Source organism: Streptomyces sp. NPDC001816 (assembly GCF_042892235.1).
Lineage (GTDB): Bacteria > Actinomycetota > Actinomycetes > Streptomycetales > Streptomycetaceae > Streptomyces.
This window is the reverse complement of sequence record NZ_JBIATY010000001.1, coordinates 187,680-209,580: the sequence shown is the minus strand read 5'-3', so window position 1 is coordinate 209,580 and position 21,901 is coordinate 187,680. Positions and strand designations below refer to the sequence as shown.

Here is a 21,901-nt window from a genome sequence, read left to right as displayed (position 1 = left end):
GCGGGAGTTCGACGACAGGCTTTGACTCACAGACGGGGGTCCACCGGCTCCGACTCCAGGGCCAGCACCCCGAACACCGCCTCGTGCACCCGCCACAGCGGCTCCCCGTCCGCGAGCCGGTCCAGGGCCTCCAGGCCCAGGGCGTACTCGCGGATCGCCAGCGACCGCTTGTGGTTCAGGAACCGCTGCCGCAGCTTGGCGAGGTTGTCCGGCCGGGTGTACTCGGGACCGTAGATGATCCGCAGGTACTCCCGGCCCCGGCACTTGATGCCGGGCTGGACCAGCCGGCCCTCCGGGCTGCGGACCACCGCCCCGACCGGCTTGACGACCATGCCCTCGCCGCCCCGGCCGGTCATCTCCAGCCACCAGTCGACGCCGGCGCGGACCGACTCGGGGTCGCCCGTGTCGACGTACAGCCGCCGGGTGGTCTGCAGCAGCCCGGTGCCGTCGTGCTCGACCAGCCGGTCGAGCAGGGCCAGCTGCTCGTCGTGCGGCAGCGCGGCCAGGCTGCGCCCGCGGACGGCCAGGATCTGGAAGGGGGCCAGGCGGACCCCGTCCAGGCCGTCGGTCGTCCAGCAGTAACGGCGGTAGGCGTCGGTGAACGCGGCCGCGTCCGCTGCGCGGTCACGCTGCCGGTCCAGCAGCCCGCCCAGGTCGGTGCCACGGTCCGCCGCGGCCTCCAGTGCGGCGAGCGCACCGGGGAACACGGCACCGGAGGCGGCACCCACGGCCGCGTACTGGCTGCGCAGCAGACCCGAGGCCTTCAGCGACCAGGGCATCAGCTCGGCGTCCAGCAGCAGCCAGTCCGTGTCCAGCTCCTCCCACAGGCCCGCGTCCGCGACGGCCGAGCGCAGCCGGCCGAGGATCTCCTCGGTCACCTGCTCGTCGTCGAAGAACGGCCGTCCGGTACGGGTGTACAGGGATCCCGTGGGGCCGTCCACACCGAACCGCTCCCGCGCCGCGTCCGCGTCCCGGCACACCAGGGCCACCGCCCGCGAGCCCATGTGCTTCTCCTCGCACACGACCCGCGCGACCCCGTCCGCCGCGTACTGCGCGAAGGCCTCCTGCGGGTGCTCCAAGTGGCCGTCGACCTGCGAGGTCGCCGTCGGTGCCATCGTCGGCGGCAGGTACGGCAGCAGGCGCGGGTCGACCGCGAAGCGGCTCATGACCTCCAGGGCCGCGGCCCCGTTCTCCTCGCGGATCGCGACCCGGCCCGCGTGCCGGGTCTCCACGGCCCTGCGGCCGTACACGTCCGCCAGGTCCAGCGGCCGCCCGTCGTGCCCGCCGGGCGCCTCGCTGCGCAGCGGTTTCGTCGGCTCGTACCAGACCTGCTCCGCCGGTACGTCCACCAGCTCGCGCTCCGGCCAGCGCAGCGCGGTCAGCTTGCCGCCGAAGACGGCGCCGGTGTCCAGGCAGATGGTGTTGTTCAGCCAGGTGGCCTCCGGGACCGGGGTGTGCCCGTAGACCACGGCCGCGCGGCCCCGGTAGTCCTCCGCCCACGGGTAGCGCACGGGCAGCCCGAACTCGTCGGTCTCGCCGGTGGTGTCGCCGTACAGGGCGTGCGAGCGCACCCGGCCGGAGGTGCGGCCGTGGTACTTCTCGGGCAGACCGGCGTGGCAGACGACCAGCTTGCCGCCGTCGAGCACGTAGTGGCTGACCAGCCCCTCCAGAAAGCGGCGTACCTCCGCCTTGAACTCCTCGCTCTCGCCCTCCATCTGCGCGATGGTCTCGGCGAGCCCGTGGGTGTGCTGGACCTTGCGGCCCTTGAGGTAACGGCCGTACTTGTTCTCGTGGTTGCCGGGCACGCACAGCGCGTTCCCGGACCCGACCATCGACATCACCCGGCGCAGCACGCCGGGGCTGTCCGGGCCGCGGTCGACCAGGTCGCCGACGAAGACGGCGGTACGGCCGTCCGGGTGCACGCCGTCGGCATAGCCCAACCTGGCCAGCAGGGACTCCAGTTCGGAGGCGCAGCCGTGGATGTCGCCGATGATGTCGAAGGGGCCGGTGAGGTGGGTCAGGTCGTTGAAGCGCTTCTCGGTGACGACGGTGGCGGCGTCGACCTCCTCGACCCCGCGCAGGACGTGCACCTTGCGGAAGCCCTCGCGCTCCAGGTGCCTGAGGGAGCGGCGGAGTTCGCGGATGTGCCGCTGGATGACCCGGCGGGGCATGTCGGCGCGGTCGGTGCGGGCCGCGTTGCGCTCCGCGCAGACCTCCTCGGGCACGTCCAGCACGATGGCGATGGGCAGCACGTCGTACTTCTTGGCCAGCTCGATGAGCTGGCGCCTGCTGTCCTGCTGCACGCTGGTGGCGTCGACGACGGTACGGCGGCCGGCGGCCAGCCGCTTGCCGGCGATGTAGTGCAGGACGTCGAAGGCGTCCCCGCTCGCGCTCTGGTCGTTCTCGTCGTCGGAGACGAGACCGCGGCAGAAGTCGGAGGAGATCACCTCGGTGGGCTTGAAGTGCCGGCGGGCGAAGGTGGACTTGCCCGAGCCGGAGGCGCCGACCAGGACGACGAGGGAGAGGTCGGTGACGGGGAGAGCCCGTCCCTTGTTCTGCGTCTCGGTCATGCTGCCTTCGCCTCCTTCGGAGTGTCGCCCAGGTTCTCGTCGCGGTGGAACACGGCCATCTGGGTGGGCGGCCCCACCTCGGGGTCGTCGGGCCCGACCGGCTCGAACCCGACCTCGTAGCCGTACCGTTCGGCGACGGCCGCCGACCAGGTGCGGAACTCCTCGCGGGTCCACTCGAAGCGGTGGTCGCCGTGCCGTACGTGTCCGGCGGGCAGGGTCTCCCAGCGGACGTTGTACTCGACGTTCGGGGTGGTCACGAGGACCGTGCGCGGGCGCGCGTGTCCGAACACGGCGTACTCCAGGGCGGGCAGCCGGGGCAGGTCGAGGTGCTCGATCACCTCGCTGAGCACGGCGGCGTCGTAGCCCTTGAGCCGGTTGTCGGTGTAGGCGAGCGAGCCCTGGAAGAGCTTGACGCGGGCCGCCTGCCGCTCCCCCATCCGGTCGAGCTTCAGCCGCCGCGAGGCGATGGTGAGGGCCCGCACGGACACGTCGACGCCGACGACCTCGCTGAACCGCACGTCCTTGAGCAGTGCCTGCACCAACTGGCCCTGCCCGCAGCCCAGGTCGAGCACCCGGGCGGCGCCGGACGCGTGCAGGGCGGCGAGGATCGCCTCGCGCCGCTGCACGGCGAGCGGGGTCGGCTTCTCCTCGGCCTCCGACTCCTCCGCCACGGCATTGTCGATCGACTCGACCTCGCTGTCGTCGGCCTCGGCCAGGCGCACCAGCTCCAGCCGCTCCATCGCCTGCCGGGTCAGCGACCAGCGACGGGACAGGTACCGGCTCGTGATCAGCTTCTGCTCCGGGTGCGTGGGCAGCCAGCCCTCGCCGGCCCGCAGCAGCTTGTCGACCTCCTCGGAGGAGACCCAGTAGTGCTTGGCGTCGTCGAGGACGGGCAGCAGCACGTACAGATGGCGCAGCGCCTCGGCGAGGGTCAGCTTCTCCGACTCCAGGACGAGGCGGACGTAGCGCGAATCGCCCCACTCGGGGAACTCGGTGTCGAGGGCGACGGGCTCGGCCGTCACCGCCCAGCCGAGCGGTTCGAAGAGCCGTCGTACGAGGTCGGGGCCGCCTCGGGCGGGCAGTGCGGGCACCTCGATGCGCAGCGGCAGGGGCTCGGCGGCCCGCTCCGGGCGGGCGTTGCACACGCCCCGCAGGGCGCTTGAGAACACGCCGCTCAGTGCGACCGCGAGCAGCGAGGAGGCCGCGTAGGGGCGGTCGTTGACGTACTGCGCGAGCGCCGCGTCGGGTGCTCCGCCACGGCCCTTGCCCTTGCCCCGCCGGACCAGCGCGACCGTATCGACCTCGAGCAACAGCGCGGCCGTGCAGCGCTCGGCGTCCGCCTCCGGGTAGAAGACGTGCGCGGTGCCGTAGGAGGTCGAGAACTTCTGCGCCTTGTCGGGATGCTTGTGCAGCAGGAACCCGAGGTCGGTGGCGGGGAGGGCGGCGGTGCCGCTCGTGGATATCGTCAGGAACACACGTCCGAGTCTCCCGCGTACGGCGCGCTCTGACCATCGGTTTTAGATCTGACCATCGGTTTCAGAGCGGCGCCGACGCCCGCCGGTGCCGCCGACGCCCGCCGATGCCGCCGACGGGCGCCGTCCTACGCCTTCTCGATGATCGTCCGGGCGTTCCCGACAGCCCGCTCGTTCGCCGCGCGCATGGCGTCCAGGTCCTTCTTGCGCTCGCCGATGACCTTCTTCTGGACGCGGGACTCGATGCCGTGGACGGTGTCGATGTAGTCGGTGTCGAGCTTGCACCGGGCGTCCGCGGACGCCGTCTTCTTCTCCTTGCCCGACGGCTTCCCGGTCCGGTACCAGGCGGTGTCGGCCGATGCCTCGTCCGGGTCGGGGTAGTGGAAGCCCTTCTCCTTCATGCAGGCCGACCATGCGCGGTCGGCCTTCTTCCAGGCCGGGTCCTTGCGCGCCTTCTTGTGGGACTCGTACCAGAGTTCGAGGGGCAGCGAGAAGTAGCCGGTGAGCTTCAGGCCGCCCACCTTCGCCGTCTTGGGCGCAGGGCCGTAGATCTGCCGCGTCGCCTGTCCCAGACACCCGCCCTCGGGAATGGGGTTCCCCTGGGCACGGTGGCTGTCGCCGGAGTCGAACGTGCCGGTGAGGGCGACGTACTGGTCGGCCGGCCACTCCTGGGGCTGCTCGGACTCCTCCTGGTCCTGAGCGCGGTTGTGGTAACCGTGCTCGGTGGCCAGATCGGGGTCGTCGACCCCGTAGAGGCTGTCGTCACCGGCCGTGCTGCGGCTCGCGAGGCTTCCCTGCCGGACCGGATACGTCGACTCCACGGCCTTGGTGTTGAGTGCCGCGAAGCCGGAGAAGCCGAGCCGGACCATGCACTTCTTCGCGAGGATCCACTGCGCCTTGCCGATGACCTTCCCCCCGTCCGACGACGGGTCCGGCAGGTAGGCGTGCAGCGGGAGCGACTCCATGGTGTTGAGGTGGTGGGCGTCGCCTGCGGCGTCGTCCTGGCCGGCGAACTGACAGGCCGACAGGGCCAGCAGGCCGGTGACTGCGAGAGGGAGGACTTTACGCACCCGGTCATCCGATCAGGTCCGGATCATGCACGCCGTGACGGAGCCCACAGTTCCGGCACAGGGAGTCCACACCGTGACCACATCGCACCTCTTCCTGTGATCTTCGCCATGGCTCTCCGGGACGCGACCTGATGAAGTGATCCACCGTCAACTGACCACTGACAGAACGGGGATGGCAATGACCATCGACACCGGTGTGCCCATGCGCAGACGGGCCGCGATCGCGGCGACGGCCGCCGTGGTGCTCTCCACGGGGGTTCTCGCGGCCGCTCCCGCCCAGGCCGCTCCGTCGGCGCCGCCGGCGCCCACCGTGTCGGCCCAGGGTGCGTACGCGATGAACGCGGCCACCGGGAAGACGCTGTTCGGGAAGGCGGCGGACACCGAGCTGCGGACCGGCTCCACAACGAAGATCATGACGGCACTCGTCGTGCTGTCGCAGCGGAACGTGGACCTCGGCCGCAAGGTGAAGATCAAGAAGGAGTACACGGACTACGTCATCGACCCGAAGACCGGCGCCCCGCGGTACTCCAGCGCCAAGCTGATCCTGGGCGACTCGATGAGCGTGGGGGACCTGCTGTACGGGCTCATGCTGCCGTCCGGGTGCGACGCGGCGTACGCGCTCGCGGACACCTACGGGTCGGGGTCGACGACGGCCCAGCGGACGAAGTCGTTCATCGCGAAGATGAACGGCAAGGCGCGTGAACTGGGCCTGACGCACACCCACTTCGACTCCTTCGACGGGGTGTCCAACGGCAAGAACCACGCCTCCCCCCGTGACCTGGCCAAGCTGGCCGGGGTCGCGTTGAAGAACAAGACGTTCAAGAAGGTCGTCGGCACCAAGGTGTACGACGACATGAAGTCCTACCGGCCCGGTGGCGGAACGCACGCGATGGCGCCGTGGGAGAACACGAACAAGCTGCTGGACACCTACCGGGGCGCGATCGGCGTGAAGACCGGCTCCGGCCCCGAGGCGAAGTTCTGCCTGGTCTTCGCGGCGACCCGGGGCGGCAGGACGGTCGTGGGCACGGTGCTCGCGGACACGTCGGTGGACGAGCGGCTCAACGACGCGAAGAAGATCCTCGACTACGGCTTCGCGCAGCGCGGCTGAGTAAGGGAGGGACGGTGGGGGCCGGGCGGGCAGCGGTCCGCCCGGCGCCCGTCGGCACCTGGGCCCTCTCACCCGACAGCGGAACCGGTACGCGCATGCGCCCCGCCGCGGCGGGTACGACCCCTCCCGTACGGGGGCGTCGCGGAAGCGGCCGAAGAGCGAGGAGTGTCGGAAGTGATTCGAAAGCTGCAGGCGGTCGCGCTGGACTGCGCCGATCCGGTACGGCTCGCGGAGTTCTACGCCGATCTGCTCGGCGGGCGGGTGGTCGCGGATCCGGAGGATCCCGGCTGGGTCGAGGTACACGGGTTCGAGGGGACGCCGCTGGCCTGCCAGCGGGTGGACGGCTACCGAGCGCCCGAATGGCCCGGCCAGGAGCGCCCGCAGCAGCTCCACCTGGACTTCGACGTGGACGACCTCGACGGCGAGGAGAAGCGGGCGCTCGCCCTCGGCGCGACCGTGCTGGAGCGGACGGACCAGCTCCGCCCGGAGGCCAACTGGCGGATCTACGCGGATCCGGCCGGCCATCCGTTCTGCCTCTGCCTCCACTGAGCCGGCCTTCTATTCGTTTGCCGCAGGCCAGGCCGGTCGGATAGGAAGCTTGCATGCTGAGGGGCAACAAGGTCGGGCTGCGGGCCCGGCACGAGGACGACATCCCGGTCCTGCGGGCCGAGCTCTATGACGACGTGGTCAACGCCTCGCGGGCCGAAGGCGGGCCGTGGCGGCCGATCACGCCCGGCTCGAAGGATCCGCGGCTCGTGGTGGACGACAAGGAGCAGGGGCACGTCCCGTTCTCCGTGGTGGAGCTGGACGGCGGCACGCTGGTCGGCACCGCGACGCTGTGGGGCATCGACAACCACAACCGGTCCGCTCACATCGGGTTGGGGCTGCTGCCATCCTGCCGAGGCAAGGGCTACGGCACCGACGTGGTCGCGGTGCTGTGCCACTACGGTTTCGTCGTGCGTGGCCTGCAGCGGCTGCAGATCGAGACGCTGTCGGACAACGCCGCGATGCTGCGCTCCGCCGAGCGCAACGGCTTCGTCCGCGAGGGCGTGCTGCGCTCCTCGGCCTGGGTGATGGGCGAGTTCCTGGACGAGGTCCTGCTCGGGCTCCTCGCCCAGGACTGGAAGCCGGACTCGAAGGGCTAGGGCCTGTCCGGCTTCCGGGAGCGGACCGCAGTGCCGGACAGGCCCTGAGCCGCCGCCCGGCGTTCCGCGGCGTACCCGTTCGTCACGACCAGCGCGATCGAGGCCAGGGCCAGCACCGCGACCACCGTGTTGATCCAGAAGTAGGCGGGGCTGCTCGGGTAGGTGCCGCCGTCGTCCAGGACGCAGTCGAACCGCAGCGGCAGATAGGAGGCCGTCTGCCCGACGAGGTGGTCGACCCGGTAGTCGTCGCGGCACTCGTGGGCCGGCGTGGAGTCCGCGCCGGACGAGGACTCGTGCACGGCGAGCCCGACCGCCCCGGCACCGAGCACATAGAGGATCACCGCGCCCCAGCCCGCCATCCAGGCGGACCAGCGCAGCAGATCCCGCCGCCAGTCCGGGCGCCGGCCGGGCGCCGCCACGGAGATGAGCTTGACGGCGACCACGACCACCCAGACCGGAACCGCGAGGGCGGCGGGAATGCTCAGCAGAAAGAAGAAGGAGCCCAGCGCCGATTCACCCATCGGACGAGATCATCAGGGCGGCACCGATCCGGCTGTGACGGAGGCCATAGTTCCGGTCACAAGGTCGTCACAGGTCACCGGGCCCCCTCCGGCCTCGGGCCGAGAGGGGCCGGTGCGGGGCGTGTCACGACAGCTGCGACTGGACCTGAGCGGAGATCAGCTCCAGGTGGTCGAGGTCGGCCAGGTCGAGGACCTGGAGGTAGATCCGCCGGGAGCCGATCTCGGCGTACCGGCCGATCTTGTCGACCACCTCGGCGGGCGAGCCGGCCAGACCGTGGGCCTTCAGCTCGTCCACCTCGCGGCCGATCGCCGCGGCCCGCCGGGCGACCTCCTGGTCGTCCCTGCCGACGCACACCACGAGCGCGTTGGAGTACGTCAGGTCGTCCGCCCTGCGGCCCGCCTCCTCGGCGGCGGCGCGCACCCGGCCGAACTGCCGCTCGCTGTCCTCGACGGAGGCGAAGGGGATGTTGAACTCGTCGGCGTACCGGGCGGCGAGGCGCGGGGTACGGGTCGCGCCGTGCCCGCCGATGAGCACCGGGATCTTCTCCTGGGCCGGCTTGGGCAGCGCGGGCGAGTCGGTGAGGTCGTAGTACCGGCCGTGGAAGTCGAAGGTCGCGCCGAGCTTGGTCGCCCACAGTCCGGTGACGATCTCCAGCTGCTCCTCCAGGCGCGCGAACTTGTCCTTCGGGAACGGGATGCCGTACGCCTTGTGCTCCTCCTCGAACCAGCCCGCGCCCAGGCCGAGTTCCACGCGGCCGCCGGACATCTGGTCGACCTGGGCCACCTGGATGGCGAGTACGCCGGGCAGCCGGAAGGTGGCGGCCGTCATCAGGGTGCCGAGGCGGATGCGCCGGGTCTCGCGGGCCAGGCCGGCCAGGGTGATCCAGGCGTCCGTGGGGCCGGGCAGGCCGTCCACGTTGCCCATCCGCACATAGTGGTCGCTGCGGAAAAACGCGTCGAATCCGAGGTCTTCGGCGGCTTTCGCCACGGTGAGCAAGGTGTCGTACGTCGCCCCCTGCTGGGGCTCGGTGAAGATTCGAAGGTCCATACATCCATCCTGCACGCCACCTGCCCCGTCAACCTCACTGGTGACGCCTGGCGCGGCCGTCCCCGGTCGGGTGAAAACGTCCCACGTGCGCGCCGGGTGAGGCGTGGGCCAGTGACCCCCGATGGTGATCGTTGGCCCGTCGGAGCCGGACCGTCCGGCACCCGCGCCGGACGGTCGTCGCCGTCGCGTGTCGGGCCGAGGAGGCCGTGATGTCAGAAGAGCCCATTCCCTCTGGGGGTGGCTCCGCCGGTCAGCCGAAGGGGTTGCTGGAGCAGATGGAGGAGCTGATGGCGGCGTTGAACGCGGATCTGTCGGCCCTGGACGCGGATCTGCAGCGGGCGTCGGCCAAAGAGGGCGAGCCGGTCTGACGCTCCGCACAGCGGGCTTGCGCAGCGTTCGCCTCACACGCCGGACGGGCTGTCCTTCGCCTCCTCGGGTAACACCTCCTCCCGCGCCGCCAGTTTGCGCAGCATCTCCAGGACCCGGTCCCGGGACTCGTCCGCGGCGTCGATGGCCTCCATGCACTGCCAGTAGGTCGTCTCGTCGGCCGCTGAACTGGCCATGCCGACCAGGGCGATACCGACCTCGCCGAGCAGACCGCCGAGGAAGAGAAGGGTCTGCCGGGCGTCGTCCAGCTCGGTGAGCTGGGCGGCGCGCAGGTCGCCCGGGTCGAGTTCGGGAGGGTCCAGGACGCCGCAGCCCCGGCCCGCCAGCTCGGTCAGGCCCAGTGCCTCGCCTCGCAGCTCCGGGGGGCCGGACACCGCGAGGCGACTGCCGATCGCCTGGGCCAGGGCCTGTGCCTGCCACACCTCGGCCATGATCTCGGGTATGTCGGCGCCTCCCGCCAGAGCCCGCCTGCTCGTCACAATGAGCCGCACCGCATCCATGCGCTGCCCCCGTCCCACTTGTCGTGCGTCCTCGCACGTCCGCTTGAACTCCCTTGTTAACTACCCAGCGTGAAACCCCGTAGGGCGAAAAGCCAGAGGTCGTCCGAAATCTGTGGACAACAATTCGGATTCGGCGGGAAATTTGACTGCGAAGAGTAATAACGGAGCCCCGCAGTCCGGGAGTCGGGGTCGCGGGCGACGTCAGGGGATGTCGTCCGTACCGGGGGCCGGAAAGCGCTGTTCGTTGCGGTCGATCTTGGCCGACAGGGCGGACAGCGGGTCGATGCCGAGCACCTCGCAGAGCTGGAGGAGATAGGCGAGCACGTCGGCGACCTCGTCCGCGACCCGGTGCGCGGAGTCGGGATCGTCCATCACGCGAGCCGACTCCTCCGGGGTCAACCACTGGAAGATCTCGACCAGTTCGGACGCCTCCACGCTGAGGGCTGCCACGAGGTTCTTGGGGGTGTGGTAGGGCTGCCAGTTGCGCACGGCGGCGAACTCGGCGAGCCTGCGCTGGAGTCCGGCCAGGTCAGGGTGTTCGGTCACGGGTTCAGGTGTACCACTGTGACGCCCTCGGTCCCGACCGCCCACGAGGCGTCGCTCACCGCGCCGACGCAGCGGATGTGGCCGCGCTCGCCCATCCGGGCCGCCAACCCCAGCAGTGCGCGGCGCTGGCCGGGGTCGAGGCCGCGGTCGAAGCCGTCGGCGAGCACGGTGAGGGTCCGCAGGGCGTCGGGTACCTCGCCCGGTGTGTCCATGTCCAGTACGCCGGGTCCGGTCAGCAGCACCAGCGCCAGCGCGACATAGCGCAGTTCGCCGTCGCCGAGCCGGGCCAGTTCGGTGCGGAAGCCGTCGCCGCGGTCGAGCAGCGCCCGGACCGTGCCGTCGGCGAGCGGCTCGGCGACCAGGTCGGTCACCGGCCCCGCGCAGCCCGCGCGCAGCGCCTCGACCAGTGCGGAGTGCCGGCGGCCGCACTCGAACCGGGTGCGCCACAGGACGTCGGCGAGGTTGTCGCAGCCGGGCATGAGCCGCCCTGTGCCGGTCGGCACGGGGGTGCGCATGTACTCGGGGCGCGGGTCGCAGACGAAGACGGAGCGCAGCGCGACGACCATCTGCTCGGCGGCGGCCAGCACATGCCGCTGCCCGTCCGTCTTGCCGGCCACCCGCAGCGGCAGCAGGGCGGTGCCGAGGCGGTCGTCGGGCAGCGGGGCACGGGTCACCGGGGCGGAGCCGGCGGTGTGCCAGGCGGCCTGTACGGTCCGGCGGCCGGGGTCGCGCAGGGCGGTCTCCAGCAGGACCACGCCCCGTGCCGTCAGTCGCTCGCCCACGATCCGCAGCTGCGGCTCGGCCTGTACGGCGACGTCGAGCCGGACCGGGCCCTCGGCACCGTCGGCCGTGCACCCGATCCGGAACCCCCGCCGCCCCTCGGCGTCGGGCCGCGCCCGCTCCGGCACACAGGCGACCGGATCCGGGAACACCTCGGCGAGCCGGACTCCTCCCCCGAGCCGCGCCAGCGCCTCGTACGCCCCGAACGCGGTCGACTTCCCCGCACCGCTGGGCCCGGCGAACAGGGTGACGGCCCCCAGCGGAAACGCGGCCCGCCGGTGCCCGGCGAAGGCGGACAGCCGCAACTCGGTGATCCGGGCGCGTACGTCGACGGCGGCGGGTCCGGTGGAGACCGGGTCCGTCGGGACGGACTCCGGACTACGGGCCGACTGCGCCGGCACGACAGGCTCGCTGGACGCCGAGAGGTCAGGGGCCGCGAAGGACCCGGACGACGCGAAGGACTCGGCGGACGCGGCGGACGCGGAAGGCACGGCCATATCCGGACGGTAGGCCTCCACCGCCACGGCGAACCGTTTTGCCGGCGGCACCTTCCTACGATCGGGGGACCGGCCGACGTGAAACCGGCCGGACGGCTCGCCCGAAAGCCCCGCGCCTCAGCCCTCGGACATCCCCGCCCCCTCCATCAACCCGCTGACCTCCGTGCCGGGCGGGGTGAGGAGGAACACGTTCCGGTCGACCCGGTGCATGCCGCTGCCGAGGCCGAAGACGACGCCGGTGCTGAAGTCGAGGACGCGCTTGGCGACCTCACCCTCCGCGTTGGAGAGGTCGAGCAGCACCGGCACCCCGGCCATCAGTGTCTCGGCGACCTCGCGGGCGTCCGCGAAGACGTTGACCCGCAGGACGACGAAACGGCGTCGCGTCTCGGTCTCCGCGTCCGGCAGCGAGCGGTGGTTCACCGCCGACGGCCAGGCGTCCCGGCCACGCAGCGGCACGACCTGGGCGAGCCCTTCCCACTGTTCATCGGTGACGTCGTAACGGCTCACCGGCTCCCCCCGACCTGACTCGCACTCCATGCCTGCACCAGCCAATTCTTACGCCAAGTCACCCGTTCGGCCCAACAACGACACGAAGCGCGACAGGTCCGTCCGCCACTTCCCCCGCCCGGCACGAGGCACATGTACGCAAACGCCCGTTTCTTACCGCCCTCACACCGGACTCTTCACCTGCCACGACGCCCCGCTCACCGGCTGCCACTAGCGTCCGGTGCCGTGCACTTGGCAGAAACACAGCAGGTGGCACCCGGCCGGCGGACGCAGTCGGCGGTGTCCGCCACCCCGGGGGGCCGCACGGAAGACCTCGGCAGCCCCGTAGACCTCGGCAGCCCCGTAGACCTCGGCAGCCCCGCGCAGTGGCACCGCGTCCTGACGCTGCTCGCCGATGCGAGCCTCTTCATCGGCACCCGCTCGGTCTGGAACCAGGCGGCCAGCCACCGGTTGGTCCTCGCGGCGGTCATCTCCGTCTGCTACGCCTCGATCCTGATCAGCGGCGTTCTCACGCTGACGGTCCGCCGGGCGCGCTCGCTGGCCCGGCTGGACCTGGTGGTGCTGCTGACCGCGATCACGCTCACCCTGTGCACCTGGGCGCTGAACCACGCCGGCGGCGACGAGGCGGTCCTCACCACCCAGGCCGCGCGGGAAATGGTGGCCGGACACCCGGTCTACGGGCAGCCGTGGCCCTGGCTGTTCCACACCAAGGGCGTCGCGCTGACGGCGACGATAGACGGCGGTTACGACCTCACGTACGGCTATCCCCCGCTCACGCCGCTGCTGACCGCGCCCCTGCTGTGGCTGGGCCACGGCGGCGCTCCGGCGACGGCGATGGCGACGCTCGCGCTGATCGCGGCCGCGGTGGTGCTGTGGCGGATGCTGCCGATGCCGTGGCGCTCGACGGCGACGATGCTCTGTCTGGGCTTCAGTTTCCTGCCGACGTACGCCCGCCAGGGCTACCCGGCGATCGTCGCCCTGGCCCTGCTGGTGCCGGTGGTGGTGCGCTGGCCGCGGATCGGCGCCGGCGGAAGGCTCGGCGCGGCGGGCGTCGCTCGGGCCGTCTGCCTCGGGGCGGCGTGCGCGGCGCAGCAACTGCCCTGGTTCGTGACGCCGTTCCTGCTGGCCGGCATCTACGCCGTACGCCGGGGTGAACTGGGCGGGCGTGCGGCCTGGCTGGTCGTGCTGCGGATCCTCGGGGTCGCCGCGGCGACCTGGCTGCTGATCAACGCGTACTTCGTCGTGCACGAGCCGGGCCCCTGGCTCGGCGGGATCGCCCTGCCGCTGACGCAGGGCGCGGTGCTGCACGGTCAGGGCCTGGTGGACATCTCGCTGTACTTCACGCACGGCAGCGACCGGCTCGACTGGTACGGCCACGCGAGCGTGCTGCTGGCCGCCGCCCTGCTGGCGCTGTTCGTGCTGTTCGTGCGGCGGCTGGGCCCGGCGGCGACCGTGCTGCCCTGGTGCGCCTTCTACCTGGCGACGCGCTCCCAGGACGGCTACTACCTGATGATGACCCCGCTGTGGCTCGCGGCGGCGATCACCGTGCCGCTGTCGGACTTCGCCCGGGCCTGGCAGCCGCGCCCCCGGTGGCTGACGGGGCCGCGCCGCCGCCCGGCGCTGGTGGGCGCGGTGGTCCTGCTGGTGCTGCCCGCGCTGGTGAGCGCGACCCTGGCGGTGACGGGCCGGCCGCCGCTGCGGATGGCCATCGCGTCGGCGCGGCAGGCCACGAGGCAGTCGCTGGCCGCGCTGACCCTGCGGGTGACCAACACCGGGGGCGACCCGCTCACCCCGCACTACATGCTGACGACCGGGCAGGGCATGAGCAGGTACTGGTCCCTGGTGCGCGGCCCGGCCACGATCCCGGCGCACACCACGGCGACCGTCGAACTGCGCGCGCCCTCCGGCCGGTTCCCGCTGCCGGACAAGAAGAGCGCCCACATCCGGCTGCGTGCCTTCACGGGGAACCCGCAGACGCTCTCCACCCGGGATCTGCGGCCGGCCGAGCTGGGTGTCAGGCCGCGGCGCGGCTGAACCTGAGGGCGGCCGTCACCGTGGTCAGGCCGCGCATCATGCCGAGCTGGTTCCAGGTCACGCCGAACTGCTCGCGGTCCACGGTGAACTCGGTCTCCAGGGTGAGCGCCTCGGCCGTCGCCGAGGTCAGGCGTGCGGTGAGGTTCAGCGGCCTGCTGACGCCCCGCACGGTCAGCTGACCGGTCACCCGGACGCTGTCGCCGTCGAGGCGGTCGGCGCCGCGGACGGCGAGGGTGATCTCCGGGTGGTTGCCGGCGTCCAGGAGGTCGGCCGAGCGCAGGTGCTCGTCCCGCTTGGCGTTCTTGGTGTCCAGGGAGGCCACGTCCAGCGTCACGGTGCCGGTCGCCGAGCCGTCGGGGCGGACCTCGCCGTGGCCGGTGACGGCGGCGAAGGTGCCCTTGACGGTGACCAGGCCCCAGAAGGTCTTGTGCCTCAGGCCCACGGTGGACGCGGTCGGGTCGAGCTGCCAGGTGCCTGTTTCCACGGCGACGGTCATGGCCGTCCTCCCTTTTCGTTGACAAATTGTCGTTCAAATTTGGATGACCTCACGCTAGCCCAATATCCAAATTTGGACAACAGGTAGACTCGAAGCCATGGCCGCCCCCGACGAACACCCCGCCGACCAGCCCCCTTGCTTCTCCGCCGCGGGCGGCGGACTGCTCCCCGGCGAGCTGCGCGCCTGGATGCTCCTGCTGGCCGCGACGGGAGCGGTGGAGCAACGGCTGCGGTCGGTCGTGAAGCAGACCCTCGACGTCTCGCACGACGAGTTCCTCATCCTGTGCCTGCTGGCCGAGCAGCCGCGGGGCGGCCTGCGCATGACCCGGATCGCCGACCTCCTCGGCCGCCCCAAGACCCGGCTCACCTACCAGATCGCCTGCCTCCAACGGGCCGGCCTGGTCACCCGCGAGTCCGTGTGCGGCGACAAACGCGGCATCGAGGTAGCCCTCACCGACAAGGCCCGACGACTCCTCCGGGAGGCCTCCGGCGCGCTCGCGGAGACGGTCCGCGAGGCGCTGTCCCAGTTCGTCGGCGCCGAGCAGCGCGAGGCACTGTGCGCGCTGGTGCCGGACCTCGCCGAGGAGCCGGACCAACCGTAGGAAAAGGGGCCTCCGGACCCCCGAGGGGCGCAGGTCACAGCCGTAACGAGGGAAAGGTCACAGGCCCACGCTCTGCAGTCACTTGAGCGCCCTGACCTAACATCCGAGCATGACGGTCCTGCCTGACGACGGGCTCTCACTGGCCGCCGAGTTCCCTGACGCGACACACGAGCAGTGGCAACGCCTGGTCGAGGGTGTGCTGCGCAAGTCGGGCAAGGAAGTCTCGGGCGCGGCAGCTGAGGACGCTCTGTCCACCACGCTCGAGGACGGGCTGCGCACCCGGCCGCTGTACACCGCGCGCGACGGCGCGCCCGACCCCGGCCTGCCCGGCTTCGCGCCGTTCGTGCGCGGCGGCCGCCCCGAGGGCAACACCGCGGGCGGCTGGGACGTACGGCAGCGGCACGCGACGCTCGCCGACGGCGCGGTCCTGACGGACCTGGAGAACGGCGTCACCTCGCTCTGGCTGGTCGTGGGACAGGGCGGCATGCCCGTGTCCGCGCTCGCACGCGCCCTCGACGGGGTCTACCTCGACCTGGCCCCGGTGGTCCTGGACGCCGGCCGTGACGTGGAGGCTGCGGCGGCCGAGCTGCTGCGGCTGTACGAGGAACGGGGCGTCGACCCGAAGGCCGTGCGCGGCAGCCTCGGCGGCGACCCGCTGGGGTACGAAGCCCGCACCGGCGAGGCGCAGGACTTCGCTCCGCTCGCCGCGCTGGCCCGGCAGACCGCCGGGCAGTACCCGGGCCTGCGCACGCTGACCGTGGACGCGCTGCCGTACCACGAGGCGGGCGGCTCGGCCGCGCAGGAGCTGGGCGCCTCCCTGGCCACCGGCGTGGCCTACCTGCGGGAGCTGACCGCGGCCGGTCTCACGGTCGAAGCGGCCTGCGCGCAGCTGGAGTTCCGGTACGCGGCCACCGCCGACCAGTTCCTGACCATCGCCAAGCTGCGCGCGGCGCGCCGGCTGTGGGCGCGGGTCGCCGAGGTGTCCGGGGCGCCCGGCGCGGGCGCGCAGGTGCAGCACGCGGTGACCTCGCCGGTGATGATGAGCCGCCGCGACCCGTGGGTGAACATGCTCCGTACGACGGTCGCGACGCTGGCCGCCGGGGTGGGCGGTGCCGACTCCGTCACCGTGCTGCCCTTCGACCACGCGCTCGGCCTGCCGGACGCGTTCGCCCGCCGTATCGCGCGCAACACCTCCACGATCCTGGTCGAGGAGTCCCATCTGGCCCGGGTCATCGACCCGGCGGGCGGCTCCTGGTACGTCGAGCAGCTCACCGACGAACTCGCCCACGCGGCCTGGGAGTTCTTCCGGTCGATCGAGCGGGACGGCGGCCAGGCGGCCGTACTGCGCTCGGGCCGGATCCGCACGGACCTGGCGACGACCTGGGCGGAGCGCTCCAAGAAGCTCGCCAAGCGGCGCGAACCCATCACCGGCGTCAGCGAGTTCCCGCTCCTGTCCGAGAAGCCGCTGGAGCGCGAGCCCGCGCCCGAGCCGCCGTCCGGCGGGCTGCCCCGGGTGCGCCGGGACGAGGCGTACGAGGCGCTGCGTGCCCGCTCCGACGCCCACCTGGCGGCGACCGGCGCCCGCCCCCGGATCTACCTGGCCACCCTCGGCACGGCCGCCGAGTACACCGCGCGCTCGACCTTCGCCGCCAACCTCTTCCAGGCGGGCGGCATCGAGCCGGTGGCCGAGGGCCGCTTCGAGGACAGCGGCGCCACCGAGGCCGTGCTGTGCTCCAGCGACGCGCAGTACGCCGAACAGGCCGAGCGGACGGCCGGGGCGCTGAAGGCGGCCGGGGCCCGGCACGTGGTCCTCGCGGGCCGGGGCGACTACGCCGGCATCGACTCGTACGTCTTCGCGGGCTGCGACGCAGTGGACGTGCTGTCCGCGACCCTCGACCGCATGGGAGTGTCCTGATGGGAATCCCCGACTTCTCCGGCATCGAGCTGGGGACCCCCGTCGCCGAGGGTGGTGACGCGGAATGGCGTACGGCCGTCAAGCACGCCACGGGCAGCGAGGCACCGGTGTGGGAGACCCCGGAGGGCATCGGGGTCAAGCCGCTGTACACCGGCCGTGACCTGGAGGGCCTGGACTTCCTCGGCACCTACCCGGGCATGGCGCCGTACCTGCGCGGCCCCTACCCGACGATGTACGTCAACCAGCCCTGGACCATCCGCCAGTACGCGGGCTTCTCGACCGCCGAGGAGTCCAACGCGTTCTACCGGCGCAACCTGGCGGCCGGTCAGAAGGGCCTGTCGGTCGCCTTCGACCTGCCCACGCACCGGGGTTACGACAGCGACCACCCGCGCGTGACCGGCGACGTCGGCATGGCGGGCGTGGCCATCGACTCGATCTACGACATGCGGCAGCTGTTCGACGGGATCCCGCTGGACAAGATGACCGTGTCGATGACGATGAACGGCGCCGTGCTGCCGGTGCTGGCGCTGTACATCGTGGCGGCGGAGGAACAGGGCGTACCGCCCGAGAAGCTGGCCGGAACCATTCAGAACGACATTCTGAAGGAGTTCATGGTCCGCAACACCTACATCTATCCGCCGAAGCCGTCGATGCGGATCATCTCCGACATCTTCGCGTACACCTCGCAGCGGATGCCCCGCTACAACTCCATCTCCATCTCCGGCTACCACATCCAGGAGGCGGGCGCGACGGCCGACCTGGAGCTGGCGTACACCCTCGCGGACGGAGTCGAGTACATCCGCGCCGGGCGGGAAGCCGGCCTGGACGTGGACGCGTTCGCGCCCCGGCTCTCCTTCTTCTGGGCGATCGGCATGAACTTCTTCATGGAGATCGCCAAGCTGCGGGCGGCCCGGCTGCTGTGGGCCAAGCTGGTCTCCCAGTTCGAGCCGAAGAACTCCAAGTCCCTGTCCCTGCGCACGCATTCGCAGACCTCGGGCTGGTCGCTGACCGCGCAGGACGTGTTCAACAACGTCACGCGTACGGCCGTGGAGGCGATGGCGGCGACCCAGGGCCACACCCAGTCGCTGCACACCAACGCCCTGGACGAGGCGCTCGCCCTGCCGACCGACTTCTCGGCGCGCATCGCCCGCAACACCCAGCTGCTCATCCAGCAGGAGTCCGGCACCACCCGGGTCATCGACCCGTGGGGCGGCAGCGCCTACGTCGAGAAGCTGACGTACGACCTCGCCCGCAAGGCCTGGGCGCACATCCAGGAGGTCGAGCAGGCGGGCGGCATGGCGCAGGCCATCGACGCCGGCATTCCCAAGCTGCGCGTGGAGGAGGCTGCGGCCCGCACCCAGGCCCGTATCGACTCCGGCCGCCAGCCGGTGATCGGCGTCAACAAGTACCGGGTGGAGAACGACGAGGCGATCGAGGTCCTCAAGGTCGACAACTCCTCGGTGCGCGCCCAGCAGATCGAGAAGCTGCGGCGGCTGCGCGAAGAGCGGGACGAGACCGCCTGCCGGGACGCGCTGGACGCGCTCACCCGGGCCGCCGACGGCAACGGCAACCTGCTGGAGCTGGCCGTGCACGCGGCTCGCGCCAAGGCCACCGTCGGCGAGATCTCCGACGCCCTGGAGAAGGTGTACGGCCGCCACCAGAGCCAGATCCGTACGATCTCCGGCGTGTACCGCAACGAGACAGGGGAGTCCCCGTCCGTGGACCGCACCCGTGCCCTGGTGGACGCCTTCGACGAAGCCGAGGGGCGCCGGCCGCGCATCCTGGTCGCCAAGATGGGCCAGGACGGCCACGACCGCGGCCAGAAGGTGATCGCCACCGGCTTCGCCGACCTCGGCTTCGACGTCGACGTCGGCCCGCTCTTCCAGACCCCGGAGGAAGTCGCCCGCCAGGCCGTCGAGGCGGACGTCCACGTGGTCGGCGTGTCCTCGCTGGCCGCCGGTCACCTCACCCTCGTACCGGCGCTGCGCGAGGCGCTCGCCGAGGAGGGCCGGGAGGACATCATGATCGTGGTCGGCGGGGTGATCCCGCCGCAGGACGTGCCGACCCTGCTGGAGATGGGCGCCACGGCCGTGTTCCCGCCCGGGACGGTGATCCCGGACGCGGCGTACGACCTGGTGCAGCGGCTGTCGGCCGACCTCGGCCACGACCTCTGATCCGCATGGCAGCGATCGATCTCGACACGTATGTGAAGGGTGTGCTCGACGGAAAGCGGGCCCTGGTGGCCCGCGCCATCACGCTCGTCGAGTCCACCCGCCCCCAGCACCGGGCGCTGGCACAGGAGTTGCTCACCGAGCTGCTCCCGCACAGCGGCCGGGCGCGGCGGATCGGCATCAGCGGGGTGCCGGGCGTGGGCAAGTCGACGTTCATCGACGCGTTCGGCACGCTGCTGACCTCGCTGGGCCACCGCGTGGCCGTACTCGCCGTGGACCCGTCCTCCACCCGGACCGGCGGCTCGATCCTCGGTGACAAGACCCGTATGGAACGCCTGGCGGTGGACCCGAACGCCTTCGTACGCCCCTCCCCCAGCGCGGGCACGCTGGGCGGGGTCGCGAAGGCGACGCGCGAGTCGATGGTGGTCATGGAGGCCGCGGGCTACGACGTGATCCTCGTCGAGACCGTCGGCGTCGGCCAGTCCGAGACCGCGGTCGCCGACATGGTCGACTCGTTCCTGCTGCTCACGCTGGCCCGCACCGGCGACCAGCTCCAGGGCATCAAGAAGGGCGTCCTGGAACTGGCCGACGTCATCGCCGTCAACAAGGCGGACGGCCCGCACGAGCGTGACGCGCGTGCGGCGGCACGGGAGTTGGCGGGCGCGCTCAGGCTGATGCACGGCAAGGACGCGTTCTGGACCCCGCCGGTGCTGAGCTGCAGCGCCCGTGAGTCCGCCGGCCTGGACGTGGTGTGGGAGCGGCTGGAACAGCACCGCACGCTCCTCGACTCCACCGGCCGGCTCACCGCCAAGCGGCGGGACCAGCAGGTCGACTGGAGCTGGTCGATGGTCCGCGACGAACTCCTGGGCCGCCTGCACGCACACCCCGCGGTACGCGCGGCCGCCCCCGCCCTCGAACAGCAGGTCAGGGATGGCACGTTGACGGCGACCCTGGCGGCGGAACGCATTCTGGCCGCGTTCGAGGAAGGGCCGGGTTCCGCAGCTCACTGACGGAGATCGCGCGGCGCGATGTGGAAGTCGAAGGCGTGTGTCCCGGGGTCCAGGGCCGTCGCGCCGCCGTCGACGGTGAGCACGGCGCCGTTGACGTACGAAGCCGCCGGGGACAGCAGCCAGCTGATGGCCTCCGCGATCTCCCGCGGCTCACCGGGCCGTCCCATGGGCAGCAGCCTGGTCGCCTCCTCGTAGGCGGCATCCAGGCCCCCGTCGCCCAGGTCCGCCTCCTCGGCGAAGCGCGCCATGCGCCGGTCGGCCATCTCGGTCCGTACCCAGCTGGGGCACACGATGTTGGCCCGCACCCCCTGCCGCCCGTAGTCGACGGCGACGGAACGGCAGAGCTGGAGCAGGGCCGCCTTGGAGGTGGCGTACGGGGCGTTGCTCGTGCCGTTGCGCAGCGCGGAGACCGAGGCGACGCCGACCACGGCCCCCTTGCTCTCCAGCAGGTGCGGGATCGCGGCGCGCAGCAGGAGCAGTGGACCGGTGACGTTGGTGCGCATCACCTCGTCCCAGTCCGCCAGGGACAGGTCGCCCACGGCTCCGCCGCGCCCGATACCCGCGTTGAGCACCAGCCCGTCGAGCCGTCCGTAAGCGGCCAGGGCCGCCTGGACGAGGCTCTCTGCCGCTTCGGGGTCCCCGGCGTCGCAGGGGTGCGCGAGGGCTCCGGTCTCGCGCTCGACGCGCCGCAGGGGTTCGGTCCGCCGGCCGGAGACGACCACCTGGTGGCCCTGCTCGCACAGCAGCCGGGCGGTGGCCTCCCCGATGCCCGTACCTCCGCCGGTCACGATGACAACGCGCTTGTCCGACACCGCAGTTCAGCCCTCCGTCGAGATCACCAACGGCATCCGAGCCTAGGGCCTGTCCGTGGATCATGCGGAGGTCGGGCAGGTACGGCTGGACAACCAACAGCACGTCCCGGCACGAGTACTCGACAGCCTTCGAGTAGACCTCCAGGGTCCACCGGCCCGGTTCGGCACGCAGTTCGGCGCGGAAGTCCCCGTCTTCGCACGGCCGCATCGCCTCGTCCGCCACGGGCCTGCCGTCCGAGCCGAGGCGGCGGACCCGCAGCCCCATCGCGGTGTCGGCGTTCGTCGCCCACACCTCGAAGGGCTCTCCGGCCCGGGCGAAGTCGGGAAACTCGACGCCGACGGGCTCCCCGGTACTCAGCACCCCGGCCGGTTCGAGGCCGTCGCAGACGCGCCTGAGCTGCTTGAGGGCGTGCTCGGAGTTGATGAGGCCGGCGTGCCTGCTGTCGAGCCACACCGCCTGACCGGTGTCGGACCACTCGGGCGGGCACCCCGACCGAACTCGTCGACGAGACCGGCACGATCGCCTGGCGCACCCGCGCGACGGTCTGGGGCACCACGGCCGTCAATCCGGACGCCACCGCCCACACACCCCTGCGCCACCCCGGCCAGTACGCCGATCCCGAGACGGGACTCCACTACAACTACTTCCGCCACTACGACCCGGAGACCGCCCGGTACGTCACCCCCGACCCACTGGGCCTGCTGCCGGCG

General features: G+C 71.7%; 20 protein-coding genes and 1 pseudogene. 10 read left to right on the top strand and 11 right to left on the bottom strand.

Translation table 11 applies throughout. The annotated features are described in order from the left end of the window. Window positions 1–26 precede the first annotated feature (26 nt). From ACFYZZ_RS00935 to ACFYZZ_RS00925, 3 genes are all read right to left on the bottom strand, one after another. Entirely contained in the window at window positions 27–2,570 is a 2,544-nt protein-coding gene (locus ACFYZZ_RS00935) for a polynucleotide kinase-phosphatase (protein WP_389169800.1), read from the bottom strand. Continuing rightward, window positions 2,567–4,045, bottom strand: coding sequence for a 3' terminal RNA ribose 2'-O-methyltransferase Hen1 (locus ACFYZZ_RS00930; protein ID WP_389169797.1), 1,479 nt, complete (start codon window positions 4,043–4,045; stop codon window positions 2,567–2,569). The genes ACFYZZ_RS00935 and ACFYZZ_RS00930 overlap by 4 nt, the downstream gene beginning before the upstream one ends. Window positions 4,046–4,170: 125 nt before the next feature. After that, the gene (locus tag ACFYZZ_RS00925) at window positions 4,171–5,112 is read right to left on the bottom strand and encodes a hypothetical protein (RefSeq protein ID WP_389169795.1); all 942 of its coding nucleotides are present in this window, start codon (window positions 5,110–5,112) and stop codon (window positions 4,171–4,173) included. A 178-nt stretch (window positions 5,113–5,290) separates the two neighbouring features. On the opposite strand from ACFYZZ_RS00925, the gene ACFYZZ_RS00920 reads away from it, so the two are divergent. The 3 genes from ACFYZZ_RS00920 (at window position 5,291) to ACFYZZ_RS00910 (ending at window position 7,365) form a co-directional block, all read left to right on the top strand. Further along, the gene (locus ACFYZZ_RS00920) at window positions 5,291–6,220 is read left to right on the top strand and encodes a D-alanyl-D-alanine carboxypeptidase family protein (protein ID WP_389169792.1); all 930 of its coding nucleotides are present in this window, start codon (window positions 5,291–5,293) and stop codon (window positions 6,218–6,220) included. Between the two features lie 174 nt (window positions 6,221–6,394). Next, window positions 6,395–6,769: a VOC family protein gene (locus ACFYZZ_RS00915; protein ID WP_389169790.1), complete on the top strand. Its 375-nt coding sequence runs from the start codon at window positions 6,395–6,397 to the stop codon at window positions 6,767–6,769. Between the two features lie 53 nt (window positions 6,770–6,822). Further along, complete coding sequence (locus tag ACFYZZ_RS00910; RefSeq protein WP_389169788.1) at window positions 6,823–7,365, top strand: GNAT family N-acetyltransferase; 543 nt, start codon at window positions 6,823–6,825, stop codon at window positions 7,363–7,365. Here the strand turns inward: ACFYZZ_RS00910 and ACFYZZ_RS00905 are convergent. Both ACFYZZ_RS00905 and ACFYZZ_RS00900 read right to left on the bottom strand, forming a co-directional pair. After that, on the bottom strand, window positions 7,362–7,886 hold the full coding sequence (locus tag ACFYZZ_RS00905; RefSeq protein ID WP_389169786.1) for a hypothetical protein: 525 nt from the start codon (window positions 7,884–7,886) through the stop codon (window positions 7,362–7,364). The genes ACFYZZ_RS00910 and ACFYZZ_RS00905 overlap by 4 nt on opposite strands. Window positions 7,887–8,010: 124 nt before the next feature. Continuing rightward, complete coding sequence (locus ACFYZZ_RS00900; RefSeq protein WP_389169784.1) at window positions 8,011–8,934, bottom strand: LLM class F420-dependent oxidoreductase; 924 nt, start codon at window positions 8,932–8,934, stop codon at window positions 8,011–8,013. Window positions 8,935–9,143: 209 nt separating this feature from the next. Between ACFYZZ_RS00900 and ACFYZZ_RS00895 the strand changes: the two genes are divergently transcribed. After that, window positions 9,144–9,302: a hypothetical protein gene (locus ACFYZZ_RS00895; RefSeq protein WP_389169781.1), complete on the top strand. Its 159-nt coding sequence runs from the start codon at window positions 9,144–9,146 to the stop codon at window positions 9,300–9,302. A gap of 33 nt (window positions 9,303–9,335) precedes the next feature. Here the strand turns inward: ACFYZZ_RS00895 and ACFYZZ_RS00890 are convergent, their stop codons facing one another. From ACFYZZ_RS00890 to ACFYZZ_RS00875, 4 genes are all read right to left on the bottom strand, one after another. Further along, the gene (locus ACFYZZ_RS00890) at window positions 9,336–9,821 is read right to left on the bottom strand and encodes a DUF6099 family protein (RefSeq protein WP_386575791.1); all 486 of its coding nucleotides are present in this window, start codon (window positions 9,819–9,821) and stop codon (window positions 9,336–9,338) included. A 201-nt stretch (window positions 9,822–10,022) separates the two neighbouring features. Beyond that, window positions 10,023–10,367, bottom strand: coding sequence for a nucleotide pyrophosphohydrolase (locus ACFYZZ_RS00885; RefSeq protein ID WP_389169780.1), 345 nt, complete (start codon window positions 10,365–10,367; stop codon window positions 10,023–10,025). Continuing rightward, the gene (locus tag ACFYZZ_RS00880) at window positions 10,364–11,644 is read right to left on the bottom strand and encodes an AAA family ATPase (RefSeq protein WP_389169777.1); all 1,281 of its coding nucleotides are present in this window, start codon (window positions 11,642–11,644) and stop codon (window positions 10,364–10,366) included. Before ACFYZZ_RS00880 ends, ACFYZZ_RS00885 begins: the two co-directional genes overlap by 4 nt. A gap of 117 nt (window positions 11,645–11,761) precedes the next feature. Continuing rightward, a complete protein-coding gene (locus tag ACFYZZ_RS00875) occupies window positions 11,762–12,181 on the bottom strand; it encodes a cell division protein SepF (RefSeq protein ID WP_389169774.1) in 420 nt (139 codons plus the stop codon). Window positions 12,182–12,376: 195 nt separating this feature from the next. On the opposite strand from ACFYZZ_RS00875, the gene ACFYZZ_RS00870 reads away from it, so the two are divergent. Next, the gene (locus ACFYZZ_RS00870; RefSeq protein WP_389169771.1) at window positions 12,377–14,185 is read left to right on the top strand and encodes a hypothetical protein; all 1,809 of its coding nucleotides are present in this window, start codon (window positions 12,377–12,379) and stop codon (window positions 14,183–14,185) included. Here the strand turns inward: ACFYZZ_RS00870 and ACFYZZ_RS00865 are convergent. Then, the gene (locus tag ACFYZZ_RS00865) at window positions 14,166–14,681 is read right to left on the bottom strand and encodes a YceI family protein (protein WP_389169768.1); all 516 of its coding nucleotides are present in this window, start codon (window positions 14,679–14,681) and stop codon (window positions 14,166–14,168) included. The two genes, ACFYZZ_RS00870 and ACFYZZ_RS00865, sit on opposite strands and share 20 nt — an antisense overlap. 97 nt (window positions 14,682–14,778) lie before the next feature. On the opposite strand from ACFYZZ_RS00865, the gene ACFYZZ_RS00860 reads away from it, so the two are divergent. From ACFYZZ_RS00860 to meaB, 4 genes are all read left to right on the top strand, one after another. Beyond that, the gene (locus ACFYZZ_RS00860; protein ID WP_389169766.1) at window positions 14,779–15,282 is read left to right on the top strand and encodes a MarR family winged helix-turn-helix transcriptional regulator; all 504 of its coding nucleotides are present in this window, start codon (window positions 14,779–14,781) and stop codon (window positions 15,280–15,282) included. 109 nt (window positions 15,283–15,391) lie between these two features. Then, window positions 15,392–17,197: a methylmalonyl-CoA mutase family protein gene (locus ACFYZZ_RS00855; protein WP_389169764.1), complete on the top strand. Its 1,806-nt coding sequence runs from the start codon at window positions 15,392–15,394 to the stop codon at window positions 17,195–17,197. Next, window positions 17,197–19,371 (top strand): methylmalonyl-CoA mutase, encoded by a 2,175-nt coding sequence (scpA, locus tag ACFYZZ_RS00850; RefSeq protein WP_389169761.1) that lies wholly within the window; start codon window positions 17,197–17,199, stop codon window positions 19,369–19,371. Before ACFYZZ_RS00855 ends, scpA begins: the two co-directional genes overlap by 1 nt. Before the next feature lie 5 nt (window positions 19,372–19,376). After that, window positions 19,377–20,378: a methylmalonyl Co-A mutase-associated GTPase MeaB gene (meaB, locus tag ACFYZZ_RS00845; protein WP_389169758.1), complete on the top strand. Its 1,002-nt coding sequence runs from the start codon at window positions 19,377–19,379 to the stop codon at window positions 20,376–20,378. Here the strand turns inward: meaB and ACFYZZ_RS00840 are convergent. After that, window positions 20,372–21,190: an SDR family NAD(P)-dependent oxidoreductase gene (locus ACFYZZ_RS00840; protein WP_389169755.1), complete on the bottom strand. Its 819-nt coding sequence runs from the start codon at window positions 21,188–21,190 to the stop codon at window positions 20,372–20,374. The genes meaB and ACFYZZ_RS00840 overlap by 7 nt on opposite strands. A 519-nt stretch (window positions 21,191–21,709) precedes the next feature. On the opposite strand from ACFYZZ_RS00840, the pseudogene ACFYZZ_RS00835 reads away from it, so the two are divergent. Then, a pseudogene (locus ACFYZZ_RS00835) lies at window positions 21,710–21,898 on the top strand (RHS repeat-associated core domain-containing protein); the annotation flags it as partial. Between the last annotated feature and the right edge of the window lie 3 nt (window positions 21,899–21,901).

What these genes read in the sequence shown, in the direction of transcription:
- ACFYZZ_RS00935 (WP_389169800.1), bottom strand. Translation starts at nt 2,570, where the DNA reads ATGACCGAGACGCAGAACAAGGGACGGGCTCTCCCCGTCACCGACCTC.
- ACFYZZ_RS00920 (WP_389169792.1), top strand. Translation starts at nt 5,291, where the DNA reads ATGACCATCGACACCGGTGTGCCCATGCGCAGACGGGCCGCGATCGCG.
- ACFYZZ_RS00910 (WP_389169788.1), top strand. Translation starts at nt 6,823, where the DNA reads ATGCTGAGGGGCAACAAGGTCGGGCTGCGGGCCCGGCACGAGGACGAC.
- ACFYZZ_RS00905 (WP_389169786.1), bottom strand. Translation starts at nt 7,886, where the DNA reads ATGGGTGAATCGGCGCTGGGCTCCTTCTTCTTTCTGCTGAGCATTCCC.
- ACFYZZ_RS00900 (WP_389169784.1), bottom strand. Translation starts at nt 8,934, where the DNA reads ATGGACCTTCGAATCTTCACCGAGCCCCAGCAGGGGGCGACGTACGAC.
- ACFYZZ_RS00895 (WP_389169781.1), top strand. Translation starts at nt 9,144, where the DNA reads ATGTCAGAAGAGCCCATTCCCTCTGGGGGTGGCTCCGCCGGTCAGCCG.
- ACFYZZ_RS00890 (WP_386575791.1), bottom strand. Translation starts at nt 9,821, where the DNA reads ATGGATGCGGTGCGGCTCATTGTGACGAGCAGGCGGGCTCTGGCGGGA.
- ACFYZZ_RS00880 (WP_389169777.1), bottom strand. Translation starts at nt 11,644, where the DNA reads ATGGCCGTGCCTTCCGCGTCCGCCGCGTCCGCCGAGTCCTTCGCGTCG.
- ACFYZZ_RS00875 (WP_389169774.1), bottom strand. Translation starts at nt 12,181, where the DNA reads ATGGAGTGCGAGTCAGGTCGGGGGGAGCCGGTGAGCCGTTACGACGTC.
- ACFYZZ_RS00865 (WP_389169768.1), bottom strand. Translation starts at nt 14,681, where the DNA reads ATGACCGTCGCCGTGGAAACAGGCACCTGGCAGCTCGACCCGACCGCG.
- ACFYZZ_RS00860 (WP_389169766.1), top strand. Translation starts at nt 14,779, where the DNA reads ATGGCCGCCCCCGACGAACACCCCGCCGACCAGCCCCCTTGCTTCTCC.
- ACFYZZ_RS00855 (WP_389169764.1), top strand. Translation starts at nt 15,392, where the DNA reads ATGACGGTCCTGCCTGACGACGGGCTCTCACTGGCCGCCGAGTTCCCT.
- scpA (WP_389169761.1), top strand. Translation starts at nt 17,197, where the DNA reads ATGGGAATCCCCGACTTCTCCGGCATCGAGCTGGGGACCCCCGTCGCC.
- meaB (WP_389169758.1), top strand. Translation starts at nt 19,377, where the DNA reads ATGGCAGCGATCGATCTCGACACGTATGTGAAGGGTGTGCTCGACGGA.